Consider the following 16,091-nt stretch of genomic DNA (forward strand, 5'->3'; position numbering starts at 1 on the left):
AATGCCATGAGTCCCCCAAGCCTTAAGAAGCCACCTATTGGGTACCATCTTATCAGGGGTTGCTCAAAGGGGCTAGATCAAATTTACAGGGCTACGACTGAATGGATACGCGCCGGACAACGGCAGGCCGCAGCGTCCGTTCCGCTTTATTATTCGTCCGGTCTACGCCACGGATACGGAGGAACGTGCTGAGAGATTCAAAGGTAGCTTCAAGGCGTGACGCTAGAATGCCGAGTCCATCGCTCCGCTTTGAAAACTCCTTGAGTAGACGTCGTGTTCTCATGAGCCAGCCCTGCCACACACCCCTGGTCAGGGTTTCTGGATTCATTTGGGTGGGGCGGTGAATCTCTTTGTAGAGACTTTCTCCGCCTCGGGCTATGTCTGGATCGGGGTCTTCCCGGAGTTTTTGGGCAGTTCGAAGATGATGGGCAAGACAACTCTGCCTCTTCTCTTTGGGCCACGAGCGATACAAGGCATAATCATCAGAGATCAGGATGCCTACCCAGGCTCCAATAAGCTCATGGAAGGCTTCTCTGCTCCGGTGTCGGTGGATATTGAAGAAAACGACCAGAGACGAAGCCATAAGCCACAGCCAGTATTTGATCGCTCCAAGTGGACCAAACATGGGCCAACTGGTTTCATCGACATAGTTAATAGGGGTCTCACGAGCGACTTCGCCGATTTTCTCCCAGTGTCGTTTCAGTGTCCGGCTGCAACGATCAATCAGCCTGTCCAGCCCTCCCAGGGAGAGAGGAACCGATTCCCCTTCTTCCGTGCGAAAGAAGTCGGACTTTGTCAAAAAATCCAGAAGTGACCGCCTGGTGCACCCCAGAAAAGCCGATGCAGAGCCAACGAAAGCTGTGAAATTTGGTCCGTAGCCGGTAGAGTACTCAGCAGGGACTTTGGCCTTGCCTTCCTTGGCACAATTGGCGCAGCGCCCCTTGTACAAATTAAAATGGATGACATGGAGCAGGATATCAGGCAGTTCGCAATGCTGGTGAGTGTAGAAAGAGCGCAGATCCACGAACTCTTCACAACCACAGCTGCACCTCTCGGGGAAAATTTCCCTTATGTCCTGCGTCTTGCGGAGTTCCTGGCGATTGCCCTTGTGCCCTTTTTGGCCTCCCTGCTTGCATTTGGGCTGCTCTTCCGAATCTGGCTTGGAATTCTCGCCCTGGTCCTCAGCTCGTGGCTTGTCTGAATTGTCTTCGTCCTTCTCCTTGCCTCCTTTCCCTCTGGGTCTATGAGGATCCTGTGACGGGGAGATCCCTGAATTACCACTATTTATGTTCAGTTTACGCTTGAGTTCTCTGACCTCCTCCTCAAGCTCCGCAATACGCTTGTCCCTTGCCTCCAGCTCATCACACAAAATAAGGACAAGCTTAGTGAGCACCTCCACAGTAGCGACTGCCTCGGGAGGCCATTGGGCCATAGACTCCTTGCTTGGGAGCTTGGCAAGGGTGGCTTCGACTAGTGCTCTCATAGCAGATCTACGTAGCAGAGTTTGGGTTTGGCGGCCAGTGAAAATTACGAGAAGGGGTAGCCGAAAGGCCTACCCCCTGAACGGATACAAAAAAACGCTAGAATCTGCTTTAGATCCTAGCGTTATTGTTGCCAAATTGGCGTCCCCAAGGGGATTTGAACCCCTGTTGACGGCGTGAAAGGCCGGTGTCCTGGGCCGACTAGACGATGGGGACGTATTCAATTTTTCTGCCAAGCTTGGCTGGGCTACAAGGACTCGAACCTTGATTATCGGAGCCAGAATCCGACGTCCTGCCAATTGAACGATAGCCCAATCACTCAGCGCGAAAAATGTTGTATGCGAACTGAGGCTCTCTGTCAACAAAAATTTTGCATTTTTGTAAAACTTTTTTTCTCAGCCAGCCCAAACAGTCCTCGGGTCCGCCTGGCTGGCCGCTTTGAGAGTCTCTTACACACTGTTCAATGTTACGCCCAGAGCACCATGTTGGTGTCGAAATCACCCTCAACGTCCGGGGTGGTGGGCAATATACGCACGCCATAGGCCTGGCGCCCGCTCTTCCTCGTCACAAAGTCGCAGGCGTAGACAAGGCTATTGTCAGAGGTAGTCCGCTCGTAGGAAAGCAGGACCACTCTGGGCTTCTCCACAAACTCCCGCCCGTCGTAGGCGCCCACGACCAGCTGGACCAGGAGCTCCTCCTGCTTCATCTGACCGGGATCCAGGCTCACAGTCACGCGTATGGGCTGCCCCGCCTCGCAGGTGTCGCTGTCCATGCCGTCTATGCGCAGAAGACCTACCTTGACGCTTGCAAAGCGCGTGGCGATGTCCTTCTTCCATTCCACTATGTGGCGCACGATGCTGTCGTCACCAGCGAGCTTCGCGTACCTCTCGGCTACGGGCATGTAGTAGTCGCGCAAATAGTCGCGTACCATGCGGTGTGAGCTGTAGGCGGGAATGAGGGTGCGCATGGACTCCTTCATGGTCTTTACCCAGCGGGTAGGAATGGAGTTCTGGTTGCGATAGTAGTAGAGCGGGATAACCTGCTCCTCAAGAAGCGTATACAGAGCCTCTGCGTCGTTGTAGTCGCTCTGCGTGTCCTCCTGGGCCATGGTCGTGCGCACGGGTCCAATGGTCCAGCCGTTGGAGCCATTGTAGCCCTCGCACCACCAGCCATCAGAGATGCTCAAATTGAGCACGCCGTTGACCGTAACCTTCTGTCCAGACGTTCCAGAGGCCTCATAAGGACGCCTTGGGGTATTCAGCCACACGTCGCAACCCTGCACAAGCAGGCGCGAGATGGCAAGGCTGTAGTCCTCAAGGAAGAAGATGCGACCAAGGAAGCGCTTGTCCGTGCAGTAGCGGATAATCTCCTGCATGATGTCTATGCCCTGATTGTCGGCAGGATGTGCCTTGCCTGCAAAAACCAGGGCGACGGGATGCCTTGTGTCCGACAGCAGGTTTTGCAGGCGCTGCAGATCAGCAAAGAGCAGGTTTGCCCTCTTATAGGGAGCAAAGCGGCGCGCAAAGCCTATGAGCAGGGTATCCGTGGAGAGCATGGAGATGGCCTGGTTGATGTCCTTTCTGTCCACGCCCAGCTTCTTGTAGAGGCTTGCCACGGAAGAGCTCATATATTCTATGAGCGCCATCTTCTGCAGATTGTGCACCTGCCAGATGAGCTTGTCCGGGATGGAGTCGAACTTGAACCAGCCCTGGGCGCCTGCCTCCATGTCCACCCAGTTTTTGCCAAGAGCCCTTCTCAGGAGTTCCACCATGGGAAGGCCAGCGTAGGAGGCCATGTGCACGCCGTTGGTCACATGCGAGATGGGGATTTCCGGAACGGGAATGCCCTTCCAGAGTCCCTGCCACATGTGCCTCGACACGTCCCCGTGCAGGCGACTCACGCCATTGGCCTTGCTGGAATTGCGCAGGGCAAGGATGGTCATCTCGTAGGGGGAATTGTTGCCCTTGTCGTACTGACCGGTAGCAAGGAATTCCGTGGGGCTGATGCCAAAGCCCGAGATGTAGTTGGCAAAATACTTGAGCATGAGATCCGGGGCAAAGCGCTCGTTGCCGGCATCCACAGGCGTGTGTGTCGTGAAGACACAGCTTCCTCGCACAAGCTCTCTGGCCTCCTCGAAGCTCAGCCTGGTCTCCTTCATGATATCGCGTATGCGGCGCAGAATGAGGAAGGCAGAATGTCCCTCGTTCATGTGGTAGACAGCTGGCTGAATGCCCATCTTCTTCAGGAACACGGCACCGCCCACGCCAAGGAGGATTTCCTGACGTATGCGGAAGTCCCTGTCAGCCACATAGAGGTGATCCGTTATCTTTCTGTCATCCGGTGTATTCTTGGGCACATTGGAGTCGAGCAGATAGAGATTGATGGTACCCACCTTCAGACGCCAGACACGGGCGTACAGTCTCCGCTCTCCGAGCTGCAGGCTGATTTCCATGGGCTCGTCCGAGGGGGTACGCACCTCCTCCAAGGGCAGATCAATGGGATTGTTCTCTACATAGGTTGCAATCTGGCGGCCGTTCTTGTCTATCTGCTGCTTGAAATAGCCGTAGCGGTAGTAGAGACCTATGCCCACCAGGGGGATGTTGAGGTCACTTGCACTTTTCAGATGGTCACCGGAGAGCACGCCAAGACCACCAGAATAGATCGGGATGGATTCGTGCAGCCCGTACTCTGTGGAGAAATAGGCTATGGGATGTTCGCTCGAAATCTCTCCGCAGGGCTCGCATTTTCTTGCCATATACTGGTCAAAGGCCTTCAGAGTCTCCTCGTAGAGACTCATGTAGGCAGCGTCCACCACAACCTCCGCCAGAGCCTCGGCGCTGGCGTTTTCCAGGCATTTGATGGGATTGTGGTTGCTCTTTTGCCAGTAGTCCGGGGCAATGCGCGAGAAGAGCTCCCAGCAGGCAGGATTCCAGCACCACCAGATGTTGTTGGCAAGCTCCCTGAGCCTTGCGATGGGCTTTGGCAGGGCAGAATAGGAGATGAAGGAATGCAGGGTGGGCGTTACGGACGCACTGCCGCTGAAATAGGCAGTTGTCCTGTCCGAAATGCAGGCCTTGAGCTCAAGCCCTGCGTCCAGGGCCTTGGCCACGGCAATGTCGTAGGCTTTGAGATAGTAGGAGAAGAAGGACGACCAGTCGCACAGTGCAGCCGTTGCACGCGCTGCCTTGCACAGCTCAATCTGCTCTTCCTCGGAGAGGGCAACATAGTTCTCAATGTACTTCTGGAGCCCCCGTACCACGTCCGCGTCCCTTTGCTGCCGTCTTGGCACAATGGCGACACCGCTCTCGTCGTTGCTGCCCTGGCAGTGGGTGCGTACCCAAAGGCCAAATCCGGACAGGTCCGTTGTGACAGTGGGCACGCTGTAGGCAATGCTCTCCTCTGGCGTGTAGCCCCAGGGCTCGTACCAGGAGGGGAAGCAGCCAAGGTCCACGCCAGTGAGCAAATCACTGTAGCGCAGGTTGAAGAAGCCGTCGCTGCCATTCAAAAGGGCCGGATTGAAGACCACGTACACATGATCCTCTGGCCTGTTGGCAAGGCCAAGACGCTTGCAGGTGGTGAGGATGGGATCCTGGGCCGGGTTGTGCACATGATGGGAGGTTATCCAGTTGCCACCGTCCGTGGGAAGCTTTGCGGGATCCCCGCTTACTGCGTCAAGATTGACTCCAGAGTGCCCGCCCATGACAGCGCATATGGCAAGGACATGGGTCTGGGAATCCCCAAGGCTCTTGTTGAGCTCTGCAAGGGACTGCAAGAAGACGTCAATGCCCTTGTTGACAAATTCGTAGCGTCCGGAAATGAGGACAATCTTGGTCTGCTTCGGAAGCTCGAAGCGCAGAAGTTTCGAGCAGGAGTCCAGGATGCTCTTGCGGATGAGGGAGGGTTTGACGCGATTTGTGCTGTAGTCCGGGATAACGCGCAGATCAAGGCCGTTGGGCGTCACGATGTCGGGCTGGCGTCCGAGCACAATGCCTGCCTCGTCCCCGGTCAGGCTGCTCACAGTGGTAAAGCAGTCCGCTTCCCTGGCAGAAGCCGTTTCCATGGAGCACTTGGCAGTGATGCCGAGTGCTGCGGCTTCCTGGCGGGGATTGATGGGATTTTGCATACTGTTGCCATAGAGGTCCTTGCCATTGCCGCACATGCTGCGACCAAGCATGGTGGCATGGGTGGTAAAGACAGTCCCTATGGTCGGGCAGTAGCGCTTCAGATACAAAAGGCCTGCGCCGCACATCCATTCGTGGAAATGGGCCACAGCAGGGGCGCCCACGGGTTCCACAAAGTGCTGGTAGATGGTCTTGATCACCTCGCCACAGGCAGTGGCGAACATGACAGGCTCCACATAGTCCCAGCCGCCGGACATGGAGTCCACGTGGTAGTCCTTCCAGTACTCATAGAGAAGCTGGTTCTGGTTGTAGCGGTTGCGAAAATCAACCAGGATGACCTTGGGGTTGCCGGGAATAGTCCAGTGCCCAAGGCGGCATTTCATGCCATGAGCTTCAAGGGTCTTGCGGATGGGCTCCATGGACGGACCAAAGTCTTCCTCGAACTCCGCGTTGTTGCCCAGCTCCGGCCCCAGAAGCCAGTAGTTCTCGCCAAAGTTGTCCACAGCCTGCAGGGCCTTGCTGCTGACAACTGCGTAAATGCCGCCAACCTTGTTGCAGACTTCCCAAGAAGTCTCGAAAAGTGTAATATTGCCGTAATCCATATGTGCTCCAGATAAAACTGTTACATTAATATATTACTTATATATTTCATAGAAATAACTATCCATTCAAAGAGAATAAAAAAATATTTATTCAATGATCCAATTTATATAAATATAATTTTTATGCGGATATCAAAATTATTATATATTTACTATGTATATTTTTAATAAAAAACATAAATCAAATATTTGTTCTTTAAAGAAATAGTTTTTATACGATTCTGCCAATCTTAAATTTTTTAAACAAGTATATCTTACGATCCTCTATTTTTAAGAATGGGATTTTAAACAAACGATAAATAATTGTTTGTTTAGATAAGAAATAATTTATAATCATATCATAATAATAGTGTTTTTCTCCATCAGGCATATTTATTCTTGATATTGTATTATATAAAATCCTTTTTAGGGAGTTATGTCTATCTAATATATTTTTATTCTCTCGACTATGACTATTTGAACGTATAATATATGTTGCTAATACTTTATCTATAAAACCACATTGATAATGATATGCCATAGGCAATAATATTTGCCAGTTCTGTCCTCCTCGATTTTCGTAAACAGGCAATTTAACAACTGAAAGAAAAGATTCTGTATGAATCATATAAAATGGATATGGCGGAATATTGTTATTTTTAATAAGATCTTCAAACAGGCTATTATTACTTTTATCTATTTCTCTAAATTGAATTCTGTTTGGCGAATATGGAGAGTCTTCATTTGCTATAGCAATTTTTGCATAACAAAATTTATACTCATTATGTGTTTCTAAAAAATCACAATATCTCTCTAGAAAGTCTGGATAAATAATATCATCACTGTCAATTTGAGAAAAATATTTTCCCTTAACTTTTACAAGTGCATGGTTTATAGCAGCTGATTGTCCTAAGTTACTTTCATGTTTAATATATATGAACTCCCATCCTTTTTCTATAATTTTATTTTTATATGACAAAATAATACTTTCAGTATTATCTATACTACCATCATTAATAAAAATATATTGAACATTTGAATATGTTTGAGACAATATGCCTTCAATATATGGTTTAATGTACCCACCCCCGTTATAACAAGGTGTTATTAATGATATTAAAGGTTTTTCTTTATTCATTATTATATATCCTTTTTGTTGTTTTAACTATTTAAACAAAAATAAATTTATTAATCTTTTTTTTATAAATCTTGCACACCTTTTTAAGAAAATGTATTTCTCTCTTATACAATGATTTATCAGCTCTATTATATTTATATTACATTGTCTATTTTTAGAAAAACTATTCATAAATTTTTTATAGTTATTATGTCTTTTAGCTGGTTCTTTTAGTATAGGATTTCCATTTACGATATCTGAGAGCTTAACATTTTTTTTAAATTCAAATCTTTCATTTACACTATTAAAAAGATATTCACCTTTTTTAGAATTTATTAATACAGCAGACATTCCATTATTGATATCTCGTTTATCATCTATTACTCGATATCCCCAAAAATCACCAATTGAAATATCACCACATCGAGATGTATTGGCGAAAGGACAAACATAACATGAACAACGTAAATATAAATTTTTTAAAAAACCTCGATAAAAAATATTTTCTTGATGATTTTGAGAAAACTCTTCACCATTTTTTCCAAGTATTGTTAAGCTAAAATTTTGCCACCCTTTATTATTTAATGCTATGTTTTTACCTATATTTTTATCTCTAAAATTAATACTTATAATATCTTTTGTTTCGATAATTTCATTGATATATTTTTTCCAAACCAACGGGCTTGGAACTCCATGACAAAAAATATCAATTGTGTACAGATTTTCATATTTTTCTTCTAAAAAAGAATATAGTCCAGCCACTTGACATGGTGTTCCTGAAAAGAGTACGGACTCACCACTTTTAAGAACATTTTTTATTTCACTATATACTTTTTTAGTATTAGACTGGAGATACTTACTTGTTTTTAGTTTTAATAAATCTTTTTTATTATCTACCAACACATGGTGTACTAACCATTCATTATCAAATGCTGCGCCACAAACTACCCCACCTTGTTCTAAAATATACTCACTTAATACTGTAAATGCTCCTCCACTTGAACTTTCTTTTGCAATTTCATCATTTGAATAAACCGCATAACATTTTTGACTATGTATGTTATCTCTAATTTTAAAATTTACAGGGCAATGTGTAAGACATACACCACACTCTATACATTTATATTCATCTACAAAAGGATACAAAAATCCTTGATTATTATATTTCATTTTTATCGCATTTTTCGTACATATTTGCACACATGAAGCACATCCAAAACAATTATTTTTTATTATATCTATATTATTTTTTTTATTATCCACAGATTGTATCCTTGCAATCATAATCTACTTAAGTTTTTCAAAAACCATACAGTTCTTTTACGTACAGTCTTGACAGTTGTAAGAACATTCGACAATCTTGTCTACTTATCAACATATCCTTGGTAAAAGAGCTCCTTCGAGCATGCCCAAGTAGCGCTCTCCGCCAATGCGGGTGCGCAGGATGACGCGTCCCTCGTTTTCTTCTGTCACCTCTCCTATGCAGCAGGCCTCCCTGCCAAACTCGCTCGTTTTCATGGCTGCCAGGGCTCTCTCCGCATACTCGGAAGGTACTATGCAGATGCATTTGCCCTCGTTGGCAAGGTAAAGAGGATCGAGGCCTAGGAAGGAGCAGCCCCCAGACACTTCCGGATGCACAGGGATGTCCTCTTCCCGAAGCACCATCCCTACCCCGGACTGCTGCGCAATCTCGTTCAATGTGGTGGCAAGCCCCCCCCGGGTGGGATCACGCAGGACATGGACATCTGGCACTGCTTCGAGCACTGCCTCGACAAGGCCATTCAAAGGTGCCGAGTCTGAGGCGACATTGCTTAAGGAGAGGTTCTCCCTTGCGGACATGATGGCAAGCCCGTGGTCACCCATGGCGCCACTGACAAGGATAACGTCCCCGGGGCGCGCATTATGTCCGGAAGGTGCGGGTGTGCGCACAACCTTGCCAATGCCCGTGGTGTTGATGAAGAGGCTGTCGCAGGCGCCCCTTGGCACGACCTTGGTGTCGCCTGTGACGATATGGACATTGCACTTTCTGGCAGCCTCGGCCATGTCCGCCACAACCCTTTCCAGAACGTCCAGGGACAGGCCTTCCTCGAGGACCATAGCACAGGTGAGATACATTGGCCTTGCACCCAGCATGGACACGTCGTTGACTGTGCCGTGCACGGCAAGGCTTCCTATGGAACCGCCTGGGAAAAAGAGGGGAGTCACCGTATAACTGTCCGTAGACATGGCTATAGGGCCCTCAATGTCGAGGAGAGCCGCGTCGTCCATGGTGTCCAAAATAGGATTTTTGAAATGGCGGACAAAAAGGGAGCTTATGAGACGCTGGGAAGCGCGTCCGCCGCTTCCCGCGTCAAGAAGAAGACAGTTGTCCATTGGTATACCTTCAGTGCTGCCCGTTAGTAGAGCCGCCAGATGAGCGCTGCCTGGCGCCCACAGTTGCGATCTTCGCGATAGGAGAAAAAGGAAGCGGCATTGCTCGCAGTGCAGATGTCAATGCCGTAAATATTGCGTTCAGGAATGCCCGCCTGCACAAGCTGGTCTCTCGTCATGCCCCAGAGATCCATGGTGCTTGTGGCAAGGTCCAGGTATTTTGCAAAATACCCGCCCCACTCGACGCCAAAATGGGTGAAGCGAGCCCTTGCTGGACCAAGGCTTGGGCCGCGTACAGCTACACAGTCGCAAGGCTTAATATTGTAGGTCTGGCAAAAGGAGCGCACGCCAGTGAAAGGAAAGAGCTGCCTGTTGCCGCGCCAGCCCACGTGCAGGGCAGCGATGTATTTTCCGGACTTGTGGGCAAGAAGCAGGGGCTGGCAGTCTGCGGTCTTGACCATGAGGGCAAGGCCTGATTTTTGCGTAGCAAGGCCATCCGCTTCCAGGGTAGCCTTCTCGTCCACCCTGGCACATGACGGCTCAAAGACAATTTTGTCTCCGTGCACCTGATGCACTTCGGCAAAGGAGGAGACACCTGTCAGGGAAAGAAGGTCCTTGCGGTTTTTGAGAACTGCCTTTGGGTCCACATTGTCCCTGAAGACAATGGTTCCCTCGGACGGGTCTTCATATGCAGGCGTTCTCATCTGAAAGAGGCAGCCCACGTTCTGTATGCCAGGAAACATGAAATGAAGTGCTCGAACGGCCACGAATCTTCTACTCCTGAATGCTTTTGTCCGGATTGCCCTGCGTCTTGTCTGCAGCAACAAGGCCCTTTTCGCTGCAGATATGGGTCATGGGTATATCCCACGGCTCGGCAGTCCAGGGCGTGACTATCTGAAAGGAATAACAAAGGCCAATCCTAGTCAGAATACGCGCTGCAGTAAAGAAGCGATCGTAATAGCCCCCGCCATAGCCCATGCGATTGCCAGCCAGAGAAAAGACAAGGCCAGGTACAACGCAAAGGTCAAAGTTCGCATCCTCGGCACCTAGTCCCGAGAGTTCCGGCATGGGTTCCAATATGCCGAAGGCACCTTCTCGAAGCTCGTCCGGAGATGCAATCTGCACAAAATCCATTATCCCCTTCTCATTCTTGCGCATCCTGGGGAAAAAGACCTTTTTCTCGGCCAAAAGGGCATGGGCCAAAAGCAGGCTTGTGTCCGTCTCGCCCCTTGTGGCAGCGTACAGGGCGACACTTTGAGCTTTCTGCCACATGTTTGATGCCAGAAGATGCTCCTGCGCCAGCAAGGAATCCTCTTGCGCCTTCTCACCAGACTGTTCAAGACGCCTTTGGCGCATGCGTCTTCGCATATCCATAGATCTGTCTGTTCCTTCCATGTATTCCTCCCCTTGCGTGACGCCCTGCCCTTCAAGCAGGCAGGCACAAAATTTCGCCTTCTCTATCGTTGTGGGCTTACGAAGGTCAATGTGTCCGCATCCTTGGCCCAAACAATCCTCTTGCAAAATATCCAAAACTACGTAGTCTGTGCCCATGCTTCAAGGGCAGCTGCCTTTGCGCTCTTCCATCCCGCATGATCCCTGCTTAAACCACACATTCACGGATAGTTGCCGCATCCTTACAAGGACTCGCCTGTCCCGGGGTTGCAGGTATCCCGTAAAGAATCGTGCAGGATGGCTGGCCAGGGAAAAAACAGAACACACACGCCATGCTCCCAAAGGGACAGGGTCTGTTTTTTTGCCTTGGTGCCCTCAAAAGCGCTCCTTCCAGCCAGGAGAAAGAAGGGCTGCAATTTTTCTTTTGTCCGGGGAGGAATCTCCGGACCCTTCAGGATTTTGTATGACAGACAATGAAAGAGCACCTGTGTCGGAGACACCAGCCACTGTAACCGAGGCCGCGGAAAAAAAGCCCAGGCCTCGCAGGACCACGCAAACAAGGACAGCGCGCAGCGCAAGAATCACAAAGACAGTCAAAAGGGCGCCTACTACACGCACACGAAGTACAGTCACAAAGGCTGCCCCAGAGAACGAGGCCCCGGAGAACGACAAAATCTCCCTTGCGGATTTCATGGCAACTGTTTCCTCTTCCGATCCCAAACAGGAAACAGGCCTTCTTGCCAGGGACGCAGACCAGGACAATGTCATGAGTGGCGCTTCCTTTTTCGAAAGCATAGCCAACAAGACTCTCTTTGCGTCTCCCCAAAAGACCGAAGAAGCGGCAAAGGCGGCTGCCGAAACTCAAGCTTCTGAATCCCAAAGCCAGGTAAGCCAGACTTTGGAGAATACGGCGGACTTAAGTGACGGTGCCAAACCCAAGGCCACGCGCCCAGTTGCCAAAAGGGGACGCCCGCGCAAAAAGCCGCAAACAGCAGTGGACGAGGCAGCCAGTGTCGCGCCTGCTCCAGAAAAAATCGAGGAACAGGCCCCAAGGACGACACCCGAAAGCAAGGTCTTCCAAAATGCCCGGGGCTTTTGGGCTCTCTTGAAGCAGGCCGACAACGAAGCCAATGAGAGCGCCCAGGGGGACGATCGCCAAGACTCTTCCTCAAGAAAGTGGAGCGCCTGGAGCGGCTGGGACGAGCCAGAGTCTCACTCCGACACCAAGGATACCCCCTCCGAAGCTGTAAGCCTCTGGGGCAGAACTGCCCACAAGAATACTCAAGTGGATGAGGTACAGAAGGAGCCTTCCGAAGAAGAGGTGCACAACACCCCCTCCCCCCGACCCTTGTCCGTGCAGGAAAAGGACGAACAAACACCTCACGCCTCCACGCGCAACGAGGAAAGTGTCGCAGAACCGGTCTTTACAGAAGACACAGGCCTTCTGGCCGACCTTCCTGTTTCTGACTTCTCTGAGGACGACTTTGGCCCCATGGACGCTCCCGAGACCTATGTCGAGGGAGAGCCAAGCCATTCTGCCGATCGGAATTTCCTGGACGAGACGAATCCGAACGCATCAAGAGACGCTTCCTCAATGGACGCTTCCATTGACGAGGCGGACATCTTCCCCGAAGCCGCGTTTGCGGACGAAACCCTCCCTGAAGAGGTGCTAGGCGAAGGTGAGGTCGAAGAGACAGGCGAAGAGGAGGCTGTCCCCTCCTCCAAGCGCCGTCGCAGGGGCCGCAGGGGTGGCAAGAGCCACAGGAAGGCCCAGGCTCTGCCCGAGAGCGAAGCTCTTTCAGAAGAGCCGGCATTGACTGATCGAGAGGAGCCTGAAGTCCGTTCTGACGCCCGTTCCGAGGCAGGCGTACGCCACGCAAACAAGCGCCGCATGTACATCAGCATTCTTCCCGGGGAACAGGTTGAGGTTGCCATCACAAGCAACGGCATACTGGACGAGTACTATCTCGATATGCTCCACCAGAAGAAGCTCAAGGGCAACATCTACCGTGGTATCATCGTCAACATCGACATCAATCTGCAGGCCGCCTTCGTGGACTTTGGTGCGGAAAAGAACGGCTTCTTGCAGATAGACGAGATACACCCGGAGTACTACACCTCCTCCCAGGAATTTGTGCGCGGCAAAAAGTACCCGCCCATTCAGAATGTCCTGCGTCTCGGACAGGAAGTGCTGGTGCAGGTGGTCAAGGAACCCAACGGCAGCAAGGGCGCCTTCCTCACAACCTGGATTTCCCTGGCCGGCCGCTTCCTTGTGCTCACCCCGGGCCAGGAGCAGATAGGCATTTCCCGCAAGGTCAACGACGAGGGCGAGCGCCATCGTTTGCGCGAACTCATGAACGGCATTGACCCTGGCGACGACCTTGGCGTCATCGTGCGCACAGTGAGCGCAGGTGTGACGCAGGCGACCCTCAAAAACGATCTCGCCTACCTGAAACGCACCTGGAACGAGGTGCGCCGCCACGCAACTGGCGTGACAGCCCCTGCCTGCGTCTACAGGGAGCCCGGCCTGCCGGAGCGTGCAGTGCGCGACTATCTCACGGACGATGTGTGCGAAATCTGGGTGGACAACGCGGACATAGCTGGACGTATCCGGGACACTGTCGCCATGCTCTTTCCCCAGAAAAAGGATCTGGTTCGCGTGCACAATGACGCGCGCCATTCCCTGTGGGAACGCTTCAACTTGAGACGCCAGCTCGATCAGATCTACAGCCGCGAGGTGCTCATGCCCTCCGGCGGACGCCTTGTCTTCGACCAGACAGAAGCTTTGATGGCCATCGACATCAACTCCGGCAAGATCTCCTGCAAGGGCAATTTCGAGAACATGGCCTTCAAGACCAACATGGAGGCTGCGGAAACCATTGCCCGCCAGCTCAAGCTGCGCGACATTGGCGGACAGGTGGTCATCGACTTTATCGAAATGCGCGAGCACAAGCACGTGCTTGAGGTGGAGCGTACCCTGCGCAACGCCATGAAAAACGACAAGGCAAGGCACGATGTTGCTCGCATGAGCTCCTTCGGCCTTCTGGAGTTGGTGCGCCAGCGCACAGGCACATCGGCCATCTCCATTTCCATGGAGCCCTGCCCTGCCTGTGGCGGCACAGGTCTGCGCCGCAATCTCGAATGGCAGTCCCTGCAGGCCCTGCGGGACATTGCACGCCTTCTGCGCTCAAGGGCTACCTCTCCCTGCCGCTACGAAATGACGCAGGAACTGGGTCTCTATGTCCTGAACCACAAGCGCGATTCTCTGAAGGAACTGGAAAAGCAGTACGGGAAGAACATTGAAATCATCATCCGACCCTAAAGCGGAAGCAATGGACATCTCTGGGCAGGGCCAGACCTTTGGCCCTGCCCCCGAGGGCAACCATCTGCTTATGCACATGTGCTGCGGGCCCTGCGCCTGCATCTGCCTGAAAGTCCTTCTCGAGGAAGGCTGGAATATCACAGGCTTCTGGCACAATCCCAATATACAGCCCCTGGCAGAGTATCTGCGCCGCCGCGAGGCTGCGGAACAAACCGCTGCCTATTTTGGCATAGACATGGTCTATGACGACGCATCCTGGGATCTGACTTCCTGGCTAAGAGCAGTTCAGGGACGGGACATGCCTCCCGAGCGGTGCAACTACTGTGTCACTTCGCGCATGGAGGCGTCCTTTATAAAGGCAAGGGAGCTTGGCTGCACCCATGTCTTTTCAAGCCTGCTCTATTCCCGCTACCAGCCCCACGAGGCCATACGGGCTGCAGGCGAAAGGTTGGCTCAAGAAGAGGGGGCACCAGCCTTCCTCTACAGGGATTTCAGGCCGTACTGGCAGGCTGGCATAGATCTTTCAAAGGAAATGGACATATACCGTCAGCCCTACTGTGGTTGCGTGTACAGTGAGGCTGAGCGCTACGCGAAGAAACTGGCGCGTCTTGTGAAGAACGCTGGCTAACAGAGGGGTGTGGTAATGTATGGTGATCCTTTTGAGAACATTCCTGTGGAGAAGCTTGTGGCACTCTTTCGCACAGCAGATGCCATGCATACGTCACGAGTGAAGATACTCAAGGCGCACTACAATTGCCCCGGGCATGCGGCAACGGCAAGAGAGCTTGCCAGACTCGTGGGCTACAAGAGCCATCAGGGGATCAATCTGCAGTACGGGAAATTTGTGTAATCCCTGGCCAAGGAGTATGCGGATCCTGAGATTCTGTCACATTGTCAGCACTTCTGGCTTCTTTTCCTGATGACCTACAAGAACAGGAAGGCAACTCATGAAGAAGGGTTGCTGACTCTTCGGGACAATGTGGTACAGGCCCTAAAGGAAATTGGCTGGTAGTCACTGGCGAGGAGAGAGAGAACAGAGAGACATGAACCTCGTTGACGCCATTATACAAGTTCTCACTGAAGCCGATGAACCGCTTCACTTACGGGATATTACCGAGAGAATACTCGGGCAAGGTCTCTGGCAAACCAGGGGAAAAAATCCTTATGCTTCTGTCGGCGCACGACTGTACGAGGACATCAGAGAAAAGAGCCCGGATTCTCTCTTTGAGAAGGTTGGCCCCAGTGTCTTCTCTGTGAAAAAGAAGAAAACTACAGAGGACAGGACGACTACTTCCAATCATGGAGATAGTTCTCAAGATGCGTCAGCCAATCCAAGGAACTCGTTCGCCAGCTGTGCAGAAATGGTGCTTGAACGCTTTGCAGACAAAAAGCCCATGCACTACAGGGAGATTACAAAAAAGGCTCTAGAGCAGGGATGGTTGAAAACAAAGGGCAAGACGCCTGAAGCAACCATGTATGCAGTGATCCTCACTGAAATCAAGCGGCAGCAGGAACGGGGAGAACAAACCCGCTTTCTTCAGAAGGGAAAGGGGCTGGTTACCTTAAGCAAATGGGAAAAACGCGGACTTACTGCCAGTGTATCCATTCAGTCGTAGCCCTGTAAATTTGATCTAGCCCCTTTGAGCAACCCCTGATAAGATGGTACCCAATAGGTGGCTTCTTAAGGCTTGGGGGACTCATGGCATT

General features: G+C 51.0%; 12 protein-coding genes and 2 tRNA genes. 4 read left to right on the top strand and 10 right to left on the bottom strand.

Translation table 11 applies throughout. The features are described 5' to 3' along the window. Positions 1 to 91: 91 nt before the first annotated feature. The 10 genes from B5F76_RS13450 to B5F76_RS15015 form a co-directional block, all read right to left on the bottom strand. Entirely contained in the window at positions 92 to 1,483 is a 1,392-nt protein-coding gene (locus tag B5F76_RS13450) for an IS66 family transposase (protein WP_087355446.1), read from the bottom strand. Between the two features lie 137 nt (positions 1,484 to 1,620). Beyond that, positions 1,621 to 1,697 (bottom strand) — tRNA-Glu (locus B5F76_RS13455). Positions 1,698 to 1,720: 23 nt separating this feature from the next. Next, positions 1,721 to 1,795, bottom strand: a tRNA-Gln gene (locus B5F76_RS13460). Positions 1,796 to 1,947: 152 nt separating this feature from the next. Beyond that, positions 1,948 to 6,204: an alpha-glucan family phosphorylase gene (glgP, locus tag B5F76_RS13465; protein ID WP_087355448.1), complete on the bottom strand. Its 4,257-nt coding sequence runs from the start codon at positions 6,202 to 6,204 to the stop codon at positions 1,948 to 1,950. A 211-nt stretch (positions 6,205 to 6,415) separates the two neighbouring features. Next, the gene (locus B5F76_RS13470; protein WP_087355450.1) at positions 6,416 to 7,321 is read right to left on the bottom strand and encodes a glycosyltransferase family 2 protein; all 906 of its coding nucleotides are present in this window, start codon (positions 7,319 to 7,321) and stop codon (positions 6,416 to 6,418) included. A 27-nt stretch (positions 7,322 to 7,348) separates the two neighbouring features. Further along, entirely contained in the window at positions 7,349 to 8,563 is a 1,215-nt protein-coding gene (locus B5F76_RS13475; protein ID WP_162608860.1) for a Coenzyme F420 hydrogenase/dehydrogenase, beta subunit C-terminal domain, read from the bottom strand. A gap of 108 nt (positions 8,564 to 8,671) precedes the next feature. Then, positions 8,672 to 9,673, bottom strand: coding sequence for a hydrogenase expression/formation protein HypE (gene hypE / locus B5F76_RS13480; protein WP_087355454.1), 1,002 nt, complete (start codon positions 9,671 to 9,673; stop codon positions 8,672 to 8,674). Between the two features lie 23 nt (positions 9,674 to 9,696). Beyond that, on the bottom strand, positions 9,697 to 10,413 hold the full coding sequence (locus tag B5F76_RS13485; RefSeq protein ID WP_239407071.1) for a polyphenol oxidase family protein: 717 nt from the start codon (positions 10,411 to 10,413) through the stop codon (positions 9,697 to 9,699). 31 nt (positions 10,414 to 10,444) lie between these two features. Further along, complete coding sequence (locus tag B5F76_RS13490; RefSeq protein ID WP_162608861.1) at positions 10,445 to 11,065, bottom strand: 5-formyltetrahydrofolate cyclo-ligase; 621 nt, start codon at positions 11,063 to 11,065, stop codon at positions 10,445 to 10,447. Positions 11,066 to 11,437: 372 nt separating this feature from the next. Beyond that, positions 11,438 to 11,755: a hypothetical protein gene (locus B5F76_RS15015; RefSeq protein ID WP_087355461.1), complete on the bottom strand. Its 318-nt coding sequence runs from the start codon at positions 11,753 to 11,755 to the stop codon at positions 11,438 to 11,440. Between B5F76_RS15015 and B5F76_RS13500 the strand changes: the two genes are divergently transcribed. The 4 genes from B5F76_RS13500 (at position 11,754) to B5F76_RS13515 (ending at position 16,000) form a co-directional block, all read left to right on the top strand. After that, positions 11,754 to 14,384: an Rne/Rng family ribonuclease gene (locus B5F76_RS13500; RefSeq protein ID WP_239407072.1), complete on the top strand. Its 2,631-nt coding sequence runs from the start codon at positions 11,754 to 11,756 to the stop codon at positions 14,382 to 14,384. The two genes, B5F76_RS15015 and B5F76_RS13500, sit on opposite strands and share 2 nt — an antisense overlap. A 10-nt stretch (positions 14,385 to 14,394) precedes the next feature. Continuing rightward, entirely contained in the window at positions 14,395 to 15,012 is a 618-nt protein-coding gene (locus B5F76_RS13505) for an epoxyqueuosine reductase QueH (RefSeq protein WP_087355463.1), read from the top strand. 15 nt (positions 15,013 to 15,027) lie between these two features. After that, entirely contained in the window at positions 15,028 to 15,234 is a 207-nt protein-coding gene (locus tag B5F76_RS13510; protein ID WP_087355465.1) for a hypothetical protein, read from the top strand. A 193-nt stretch (positions 15,235 to 15,427) separates the two neighbouring features. After that, a complete protein-coding gene (locus B5F76_RS13515; RefSeq protein WP_087355467.1) occupies positions 15,428 to 16,000 on the top strand; it encodes a winged helix-turn-helix domain-containing protein in 573 nt (190 codons plus the stop codon). Positions 16,001 to 16,091: the final 91 nt, after the last annotated feature.

The sequence above is a fragment of the Desulfovibrio sp. An276 genome (assembly GCF_002159665.1).
In the GTDB taxonomy this organism is placed as follows: domain Bacteria; phylum Desulfobacterota; class Desulfovibrionia; order Desulfovibrionales; family Desulfovibrionaceae; genus Desulfovibrio; species Desulfovibrio faecigallinarum.

Bases quoted from the DNA above. Each gene is read 5' to 3' on its own strand.
- B5F76_RS13515 (WP_087355467.1), top strand. From the start codon at position 15,428: ATGAACCTCGTTGACGCCATTATACAAGTTCTCACTGAAGCCGATGAA.
- hypE (WP_087355454.1), bottom strand. From the start codon at position 9,673: ATGGACAACTGTCTTCTTCTTGACGCGGGAAGCGGCGGACGCGCTTCC.
- B5F76_RS13500 (WP_239407072.1), top strand. From the start codon at position 11,754: ATGGCAACTGTTTCCTCTTCCGATCCCAAACAGGAAACAGGCCTTCTT.
- B5F76_RS13510 (WP_087355465.1), top strand. From the start codon at position 15,028: ATGTATGGTGATCCTTTTGAGAACATTCCTGTGGAGAAGCTTGTGGCA.
- glgP (WP_087355448.1), bottom strand. From the start codon at position 6,204: ATGGATTACGGCAATATTACACTTTTCGAGACTTCTTGGGAAGTCTGC.
- B5F76_RS15015 (WP_087355461.1), bottom strand. From the start codon at position 11,755: ATGAAATCCGCAAGGGAGATTTTGTCGTTCTCCGGGGCCTCGTTCTCT.
- B5F76_RS13450 (WP_087355446.1), bottom strand. From the start codon at position 1,483: ATGAGAGCACTAGTCGAAGCCACCCTTGCCAAGCTCCCAAGCAAGGAG.
- B5F76_RS13485 (WP_239407071.1), bottom strand. From the start codon at position 10,413: ATGTTTCCTGGCATACAGAACGTGGGCTGCCTCTTTCAGATGAGAACG.
- B5F76_RS13490 (WP_162608861.1), bottom strand. From the start codon at position 11,065: ATGGAAGGAACAGACAGATCTATGGATATGCGAAGACGCATGCGCCAA.
- B5F76_RS13470 (WP_087355450.1), bottom strand. From the start codon at position 7,321: ATGAATAAAGAAAAACCTTTAATATCATTAATAACACCTTGTTATAAC.
- B5F76_RS13505 (WP_087355463.1), top strand. From the start codon at position 14,395: ATGGACATCTCTGGGCAGGGCCAGACCTTTGGCCCTGCCCCCGAGGGC.